General features: G+C 44.6%; 8 protein-coding genes. All 8 read right to left on the bottom strand.

All coding sequences use genetic code 11. The features are described from left to right. The coding region (locus Q0338_RS01035; protein WP_298085142.1) for an ankyrin repeat domain-containing protein at positions 1-1,146 on the bottom strand (1,146 nt) is incomplete at its 3' end. Positions 1,147-1,209: 63 nt separating this feature from the next. After that, complete coding sequence (locus Q0338_RS01030; protein ID WP_298085141.1) at positions 1,210-1,707, bottom strand: HIT domain-containing protein; 498 nt, start codon at positions 1,705-1,707, stop codon at positions 1,210-1,212. Position 1,708: 1 nt separating this feature from the next. Beyond that, on the bottom strand, positions 1,709-2,494 hold the full coding sequence (gene trpC / locus Q0338_RS01025; protein WP_298085140.1) for an indole-3-glycerol phosphate synthase TrpC: 786 nt from the start codon (positions 2,492-2,494) through the stop codon (positions 1,709-1,711). Then, the gene (locus Q0338_RS01020; protein ID WP_298085139.1) at positions 2,491-3,756 is read right to left on the bottom strand and encodes a hypothetical protein; all 1,266 of its coding nucleotides are present in this window, start codon (positions 3,754-3,756) and stop codon (positions 2,491-2,493) included. Before Q0338_RS01020 ends, trpC begins: the two co-directional genes overlap by 4 nt. Beyond that, positions 3,732-4,109, bottom strand: coding sequence for a YkgJ family cysteine cluster protein (locus Q0338_RS01015; protein ID WP_298085138.1), 378 nt, complete (start codon positions 4,107-4,109; stop codon positions 3,732-3,734). Before Q0338_RS01015 ends, Q0338_RS01020 begins: the two co-directional genes overlap by 25 nt. After that, positions 4,106-4,801 (bottom strand): methyltransferase, encoded by a 696-nt coding sequence (locus tag Q0338_RS01010; RefSeq protein WP_298085137.1) that lies wholly within the window; start codon positions 4,799-4,801, stop codon positions 4,106-4,108. Before Q0338_RS01010 ends, Q0338_RS01015 begins: the two co-directional genes overlap by 4 nt. Continuing rightward, positions 4,798-6,780, bottom strand: a complete 1,983-nt coding sequence (locus Q0338_RS01005) for a vesicular transport factor Uso1p (protein ID WP_298085136.1) — start codon at positions 6,778-6,780, stop codon at positions 4,798-4,800. Before Q0338_RS01005 ends, Q0338_RS01010 begins: the two co-directional genes overlap by 4 nt. A gap of 2 nt (positions 6,781-6,782) precedes the next feature. Beyond that, a partial coding sequence (locus tag Q0338_RS01000) for an NAD(P)-binding domain-containing protein (protein ID WP_298085135.1) occupies positions 6,783-7,442 on the bottom strand: 660 nt, incomplete at its 5' end.

Below are 7,442 nucleotides of genomic sequence, written 5' to 3'. Positions count from 1 at the left end.
GCCGATGATCGCGTAGTCTAGGGCGTTTAGTCCGTTATCATCCACTGCCTGCACGTCCGCGCCGTTATCTATCAAAAGCTGCAAAATTTCCACGTCCGCCGCACCCGCCGCGCTCATCAGCACGCTTTTTGACACCCCGTCAAAGTCGCAGAGCTTTACAAAGCTTGGCAATTGGACGTTTAAATTTGAGCTATAGGCAAGCTTGGTGCTCATGTCTATCAGCCTTTTGTTTACTAGAGCTCCGTTTCCTAGTAGAAATTTGACTAAATTTATATCGTTTAGCTGCACGGCCTTAAAAAGCGGAGTGACGCCGAGCAGATTTGCATAGTTTACGTCCGCGCCGCTAGAAACCAGGAGCTTTACGTTATTTAAATTTTTAAGTGCGAAAAACAGCGAATTCTCAAATCCGTAGTTTAAATTTACACCCGCGCGCAAGAATTCCTTTATCACATCCTCGCTTTTTTCGTAAAGAAGCGCGGCATTAAATGCGTTTTGTAGCGAGACTTGCGACACGGCGCCAGAATATATCGCCTCATTTATGCCGTATTTTGTAAAGGTCGGGTCGCTAACCTTTCTCGCAAACTCGTCCATATCGCCATTTTGCAAAGTCGCGGCGGCAAATTTTAAAAACTCGTTTGCAACCTTTGAAGCGTAATAAATCGCGCTGCCTTCGTCTATTTTGAAATTTGATTTGTAGTAGTTTACGAGCGGCTCAAGCGCGGCGTTGTAGTCTTTGTTAAAGTCCTTAAAAACAGTGAAATTACTTAGGCTTTGATGTCCCCAGAAGCGAAGTCTGGCTCTATTTTGCGCTACAAGTTTTTCGTATTCGTCGGGACTTTCTAGCTCTTTGGCGTAAACTTCGGGCGCATAGGAGGCTTTTAAGATCTTAAATTTAAACTCGTTTAAATTTTTAGTCGCCAAATTTCCGACGCAAGCAAGGCTTTCGGCGCGAATCTTTTGAGCGGCCGAGAGTAAAATTTGAGCCTCTTTTAGCCCCAAGATAGAGTCGTTGCAGTTTGGCTCAAATCCTCCCGAAAAGGTTAAATTTTGAGAGAAAAATCGCTGCTTATCAACCAAAGCGTCATCGCAGTTAAAGCCTGCAAAAACAAAAGAAAACAACAAAAATATCGGCAAAATAAATCTCATCGTATGCCTCAATATCTTTTAATTTTGATAATTCTACCAAAAAATAATTTGGTAAAAATAAATTTACCGCTCATTAAAGCAAACGTCCGCAAACGCGGCTTTTAGCTTCTCGTAAAGCGGAGTAAAAGGCACGCCGTTTACGCGCACTTCGGCGATAGACGTGATGAAGTTCGTATCTCCGCTCCAGCGCGGCACTAGATGATAGTGCACGTGCTCTGCGATACCCGCACCCCCTGCTTTGCCAAGATTCATCCCGATATTTACGCCCGCCGCGTTTAGTTCGCGTTTTAAAATTTTCACGCCCTCGCGCACGTAGGCGCTCATCTGCGACCACGTCTGCTCGTCTAGGCTTTCGATATTATCGGTGTGCACGTAAGGTATCACCATAAAGTGCCCCGGCGTATACGGGTAGAGATTCATGATCCCAAAACACCGCTTTGCGCGAAACAAAACGCCAGTCTGCGCGTCTTTTTCTGGGCAATTTACGACATTGCAAAAGACGCAGCCCTGCTCCTTTTTACTAAAATATTCGCTCCTCCACGGCGCGCAAATGTGCTCCATATCAGCCCTCCTTTACGATTTTTACGGCTTTTGCCAAGTCCTCTTGCCTCATAAAATGCTCGCCTATCAAAAATGCGTCGGCTCCTTGCGCGTGCAGCTCTTTTAGCTGCGAGTGCTCGTAGATGCCGCTTTCAGCGACTATGACGCTTGCATTTTTGATTTTAGAAAACAGCTTCTCGCAAAGACTCATATCCATCTCAAACGTGCTTAAATTTCGGTGATTTACTCCGACTATCTTTGCACGTGCGAAATTTGACTTTTCTACGTCCTCTTCGTCGTGCGTCTCTACTAGAGCCTCAAGCCCGAGCGATCGCGCGTAATCAAGCAGCCGCTTTAACTCGCCCGCGCTAAGAGCCTTTGCGATAAGCAAGATAAAGTCGGCTCCGTAAACGAGCGCTTCTAAAATTTGATACTCGTCTACGATAAAATCCTTGCGAAGCAGCGGCAGCGAGCTTTCGCGTCTTATGGCCGCCAGATACTCCAAATCTCCTTTAAAAAAATGCGGCTCGGTTAGAACCGAGATAGCGTTCGCGCCGCCTTTTTCGTACTCTTTTGCTATCTCTATGGGCGCGAAATTTGGCCTTATCAGCCCCTTGCTAGGGCTTGCTTTTTTGACCTCGGCGATGATGCGATACGGCTCGTCTGCGCTGCTTTTTAGCGCTTTTACCGCGTCTTTTATCTCGCGAGGATTTTTCGCCGCGAGCTCTTGCAGCTTTTCAAAAGGCGTTTGCGACTTTCGCAGCGCCAAGTCCTCTTTCGTACGCTTGATTATCTGATCTAGTATCATTTTTTACCCTTTTTTAGGCACTCTTTGATAGAGTTTATATGCTCTTTGCCTTCGGGCGAATTTACAAATTCCTCGTCGTGCAGGACTTGTTGCATTATCTCGTCAGCCTTTTTGCACTCGCCTAGCTTATAGTATCCCCACGCTAGCGAGTCTAAATAAAACACCGACCCAGGCTCTAGCTCTAGGGCTCTGTTTACTAGCTCTATGCCCTTTTTCGCGTCTATATCGTGATCTATGAGTAGGTAGCCGTAGTAGTTTAGATATAGTGCATTATTTAGCTTTACGGCTGATTTTTCAAAGTTGGCAATCACTTGTTTGAGGCTATCTTTATCTATCTTTTTGGTTTGTTTATCCGTATCTCTTTCGTACTGATATATCGCCATTTTGGCTTGATATTCGAGATTAAAGCTCTTATCAAAGGCTTCCTGCGCCTTTTTATACGCCTTAGCAAAATCCCCCGTCGCAGCGTAAAGATCCATCAAAGCGTCGTCGTTGTAGGAGTATTTTTGCAAAAATTTGATCGCACCGTCGTAGTTTTTTTGATAGACATAGACGCCAAGCGCCTTTTCGAGATAGATTTTTTCTTTCGTCGCTTCATAAAGCCCCTCGTAAACATCGATCATATCGGAGTAGCGGCCGTCCTGCGCGTAGATATCTACTAGCGCCGTGCAGGTCTCTACCTCGCAGCCGTCGATACGGCGCGAGCTCTCCAGGTGCCTGATCGCCTCTTTTTTGTCGTTCATTTTATTGTATAAAAGATCGACTATTCGCAGTAGATTTTCCACGCTCCTATCTAGCTCATACGCGCGCTCAAGCTCTCCTAGAGCGGCTTTGTTGTCGTTTTGCATCGAGTAGACGGCAGAGAGCATGACGTGGTTTTTAGAGACGTCCTCTTTTTGGACGAGCTCTTTCATTATCTTTGCGGCTTCGTCGAGTTTATTTTCGCTCATCAAATTTGCGCCCTGTATGCGAAGCACGTCCACGTCGTCTTTTAGCACCTTTTGGCTGAGCGCTAAAATGCTTTTAAAATTTACGTTTTTAGAAAAAAACGCGAGCCTGAGCGCCTCTTTTAGATAGTCCGTGTTTTTAGTTTTTTCGTAAAGCTGCTCGTAAAGCTCGGTCGCCTCGTCGTGATTAGCGTTTTCGACCGCCAAAAGCGCCTTGATAACGTATAAATTCTCGTCAAAGCCGTCTTTGGCGGTAGCAAAACAAACAAGCAAGGCCGCCAATATAAATTTTAAAATCGCCTTATTCCCGCGCATTCTTTCTCCAATTCATTGATTTTATCCTTAAAATAGTCCCAAAACGGAAAGGTGCGGCACTGGCTCGGTCGAAAGTCGTAAACCGAGCAGTTTTTTGCCGTTTCGTCAAAAAATACGCACGCAAATCCACCGTCGTAGGGCTTTTCTTTGAGGCTAAATTTGTATCCGAATTTATCTAAAAATCGCGATCTAAACTCATCCTCGTTTATTTTTAAATGTTCCGCTAGCGCCGAAATTTCCGCCGAGCTTATCCATATATAGCCGCTTTCTCCCGTGCAGCATTTGCCGCCGCACAGCTCGCACTTGCTAGCGTCAAATTCATAACCAAAACCGCTTTGTCTTAGCAAACTCACTCCGCAACGTCCTTGCTTTGCGTGTTTGCCGTAGCGAAAATTTCGGCTGCCTTTTTACTATAAACGCCGCCTTCAAAAACAAAAATCGGCGGTAAAATTTGAGTCAAGGATTTTGAGCTTTTTTTGGCCTCGATTAGTACCAAATTTGCCGCGCCGTCCGCTTTTGGATGCACGAAGCAAAGCCTAGTAAGCGTAAATTTAAATTCGCTCAAACAAAGCAAAATTTCAGATATACGCTTAGCGTCGTAGCAAAAGCTAAAAACTCCGCGCGGCTTTAGAAGCGAATTTGCGCTACCCACAAGCTCGCTAAGCGGCAAATTTTCGCTATATCTAGCGGTGCGTAGATGCTCGTTCTCGCTTTTTTTCGCGCCGTCGTGATAAAAAGGTGGGTTTGAGACGATAAGATCATATCTTTTTTCGCTCTTAAATTTAGCAAAATCAGCCGTTATAAACTCGGCTTCAAGCCCGTTTTGGCTAGCGTTTGCGGCGGCTAAATTTACGTTAGCTTCTAAAATATCAAGTAAGCTAAGCGAAATTTTAGGAAAATCGCGTTTTAAAAGAAGCCCCAAAACTCCACTACCGCAGCCAACTTCCAGCACCTCGCCGCGCACTCCGCCCTCACGGATAAAGCCATATAAAAACATCGTGTCGCTGTTGTAGCGGTAGCCGTTTTTGGGCTGAGTGATTATCATCTATATACCTTGATGATAAATCCTTGCTTATCTTGAGAGGTAATGATGTCATTGCTGTATGAGATGCGCGAAAAGTCGCCGAATTCATCTTTTATCATTTCACCGGCGACCTTGGCGCGCTCTTTGCCGATACCGAAATTTGCGTATGAGTTGATCTTTTCAAGTTCGTCTTGCGGGATCACTTTTGCCGCTTTTGACGTGGCGATAAAGTTACCGCGGCTCACTATCGGCGTGATCTCGAAATAATAATTTGAATTATAACTCTGCAAAAAGTCACTTACTTTGTTTTTACAAACTTGCGTCGGCTTATCTGAACCAGCGCTCATATCAGAGCACTCGACCGAGGCGATGAAAACTACCTTTTTAGGCACTTCGGCTTTAAAATTTAGCTGGATTATCTTTTTTAGATTTTCATTTTCGCTCATTAGCTCTTCGTTTTTGGTTAGTATCTGCGCCACTTCGCCCTTTGCGATGTTTTTTTGCGTACTCGTTTTGGCTAAATTTTCCTTCGTATCGCTTAGATCTTTAGCTCCGTCTTGCATCTGTTTTTTTAGAGTAGCCAGCTCTGCGTCTTTTTGCGTTAAAAGCTTATTTAGAGCATCTATTTGCTCTTTACTTTCCTTGTCGGCTTTGATGTTATTTTCGACCAAGGTCGTGATTTTGTTATTTAAAATTTTATAGTTTTGGATATTTTTTTTACTAGCGGCGATCTCGTCTGTTAGCAGCTCTTTTTGGATATTTAGCGACTCGTTTAGATCGACTACCTTGGCTTCCGCGCTTTTTAACGAGCTATCTTTTTTCGAGACCTGATCTTCTAGCTCATAAATTTTACCCTTTAGCTCAGTTACGTTTCGCTCGGTATCTTGACGCTCTTTTTCGAGCTGATTTTTTAGCTTATCAAACTCTGTTTTGTGCATAGCTAGGATTTTTTCTACCTCTTTTTCAAAGCCCTTTTTCTCTCTCTCAAGCTTTGCAACCAGCTCTTTATTCGTCGCGTTTAGCTCGCTATTTATCGACTTTAGCTTGGCTTTTGACTCGGCTTTTTTATTTGCGTTTTCGAGGCTCGCTTCAAGCTCGCTTATTTTTTTTCTGTCCGCGTCTTGTTCTTTTTCTAGGGCGGCGATCCTATTTTTGGATAAATTTTGAGCGTTTAGCGCCTGAGCGTTGTATTCGCTAGCGATCCTTTTTATCTCGCTATCTTTTAGGCCCAGCTCGTTTGCGAGCCTAGCATTTTCGCTCTTTAGTTTTGCGGTCTCTTCGGTCGCCGTTCTTAGTTCGCTTTCAAATTTAGCTTTAGCAGAAGTCGCTTCGTTTTTTAGCTCGTCGTTTTGAGCTTCGAGCCGTTTTAACGCATTTTGACTCTCGTTTTGCGTTTTAGCGCTTGATTTGTCAAATTCACTCTGCTTTTTCTCAAGCTCGGCTTTTAGAGTCTTGATCTCGCTGCGAAGTGAAGTCAAATTTTGCTCTAAATTTTTGTTTTTCTCGTTTTCTTCCTGCGCTTTGGCTAGTTTTTTATTTAGCTCGTCGATCGCGCTTAGGCGCTGTTTGTCGTTGGCGCTGGCGGCTTGTTTTCGCCTGGTTTCCAGCTCGGCTTTTTGATCGCTTAAGATATTTGAGATTTCTAGATTTTTGCTCACTAGATCGACGTTATCGTCATAGAGTAGCTTATTTTGAGCGCGCAGGACGCGGATTTGCTCTTTTAACTCGGTTTCACTACCCAAAATAGGCGCGTCTGTATCGTTTGCGTCAAAATTTTTCGCGTATTGCTCCTGCGGCGCGGTTTGGTTTTGTGGGATCAAATTTTCTTTAATCGGGATATTTACGCGCTCGTTTTTAGGTATCTCTTCGACGTTCATTATCTGTACGGCGAGCTCCGTAGGCTTTGGCAAAGGCTTCGTAAACTCGAAATACAAATAATATCCGCCCAGCGTAAGCAAACAACCGCAGATAAAAAATAAGACTAAATTTAACGCTCTCAACTCTATTTTTCCTTGATGTCTTGGACTACCTTATGCGCGTGATTTAGCGCGAGCACGATCGAGCCGCCGTTTTTTAGCACGATGTCGCCGCCGATATATAGGCCGGGTACGCTGCTTTCATAGTGCTCGTTTACGACCGGATCTTTATCTGCGTCAAGTTCTACTCCGCATTTTTGTAAAAAATCCACCGGAGTCGAGCCGCCGATGGCGTAGACGACCCTGTCGTAGACTCTGATTTTTCCGTTTGAAAAGTGCACCCTCACGCGTCCGGATTCGTTTTCGATCTCGGTGATATCGTGATTTAGTCGCACTTTTAGCTTATTTGCTTTTTCTAGTTCCCATAGCGCCGTTACGTTTACGTCGTTTACGCGGCTAAATTTATCCTTGCGGTACGCCAGCGTCGTTTTGTTGTATTGGCACAGCTCGATAGCGTACTCTACGGCCGAGTTTCCGCCGCCTACTACGAGTACTTTTTCGCCGCTAGAACAGGAGTTTAGGTTAAAATTTATAACGTTATTTAGCGAAGGCGGGATCTTGTAGTCTGGTTTGTTAGGACGCCCCATTTTACCGATACTTATCATCACGTTTTTGGCCTGATAGTCGCCCTTTGCGGTGTGCACGAAAAACAAACCGTCTTTTTTCTTGACGCTTTCGACCTCGGA

Source organism: uncultured Campylobacter sp., from assembly GCF_938018145.1.
GTDB lineage: Bacteria > Campylobacterota > Campylobacteria > Campylobacterales > Campylobacteraceae > Campylobacter_A.
This window is presented reverse-complemented; position numbering and strand designations above follow the sequence as displayed.

Bases quoted from the DNA above. Each gene is read 5' to 3' on its own strand.
- Q0338_RS01020 (WP_298085139.1), bottom strand. From the start codon at position 3,756: ATGCGCGGGAATAAGGCGATTTTAAAATTTATATTGGCGGCCTTGCTT.
- Q0338_RS01030 (WP_298085141.1), bottom strand. From the start codon at position 1,707: ATGGAGCACATTTGCGCGCCGTGGAGGAGCGAATATTTTAGTAAAAAG.
- Q0338_RS01010 (WP_298085137.1), bottom strand. From the start codon at position 4,801: ATGATAATCACTCAGCCCAAAAACGGCTACCGCTACAACAGCGACACG.
- trpC (WP_298085140.1), bottom strand. From the start codon at position 2,494: ATGATACTAGATCAGATAATCAAGCGTACGAAAGAGGACTTGGCGCTG.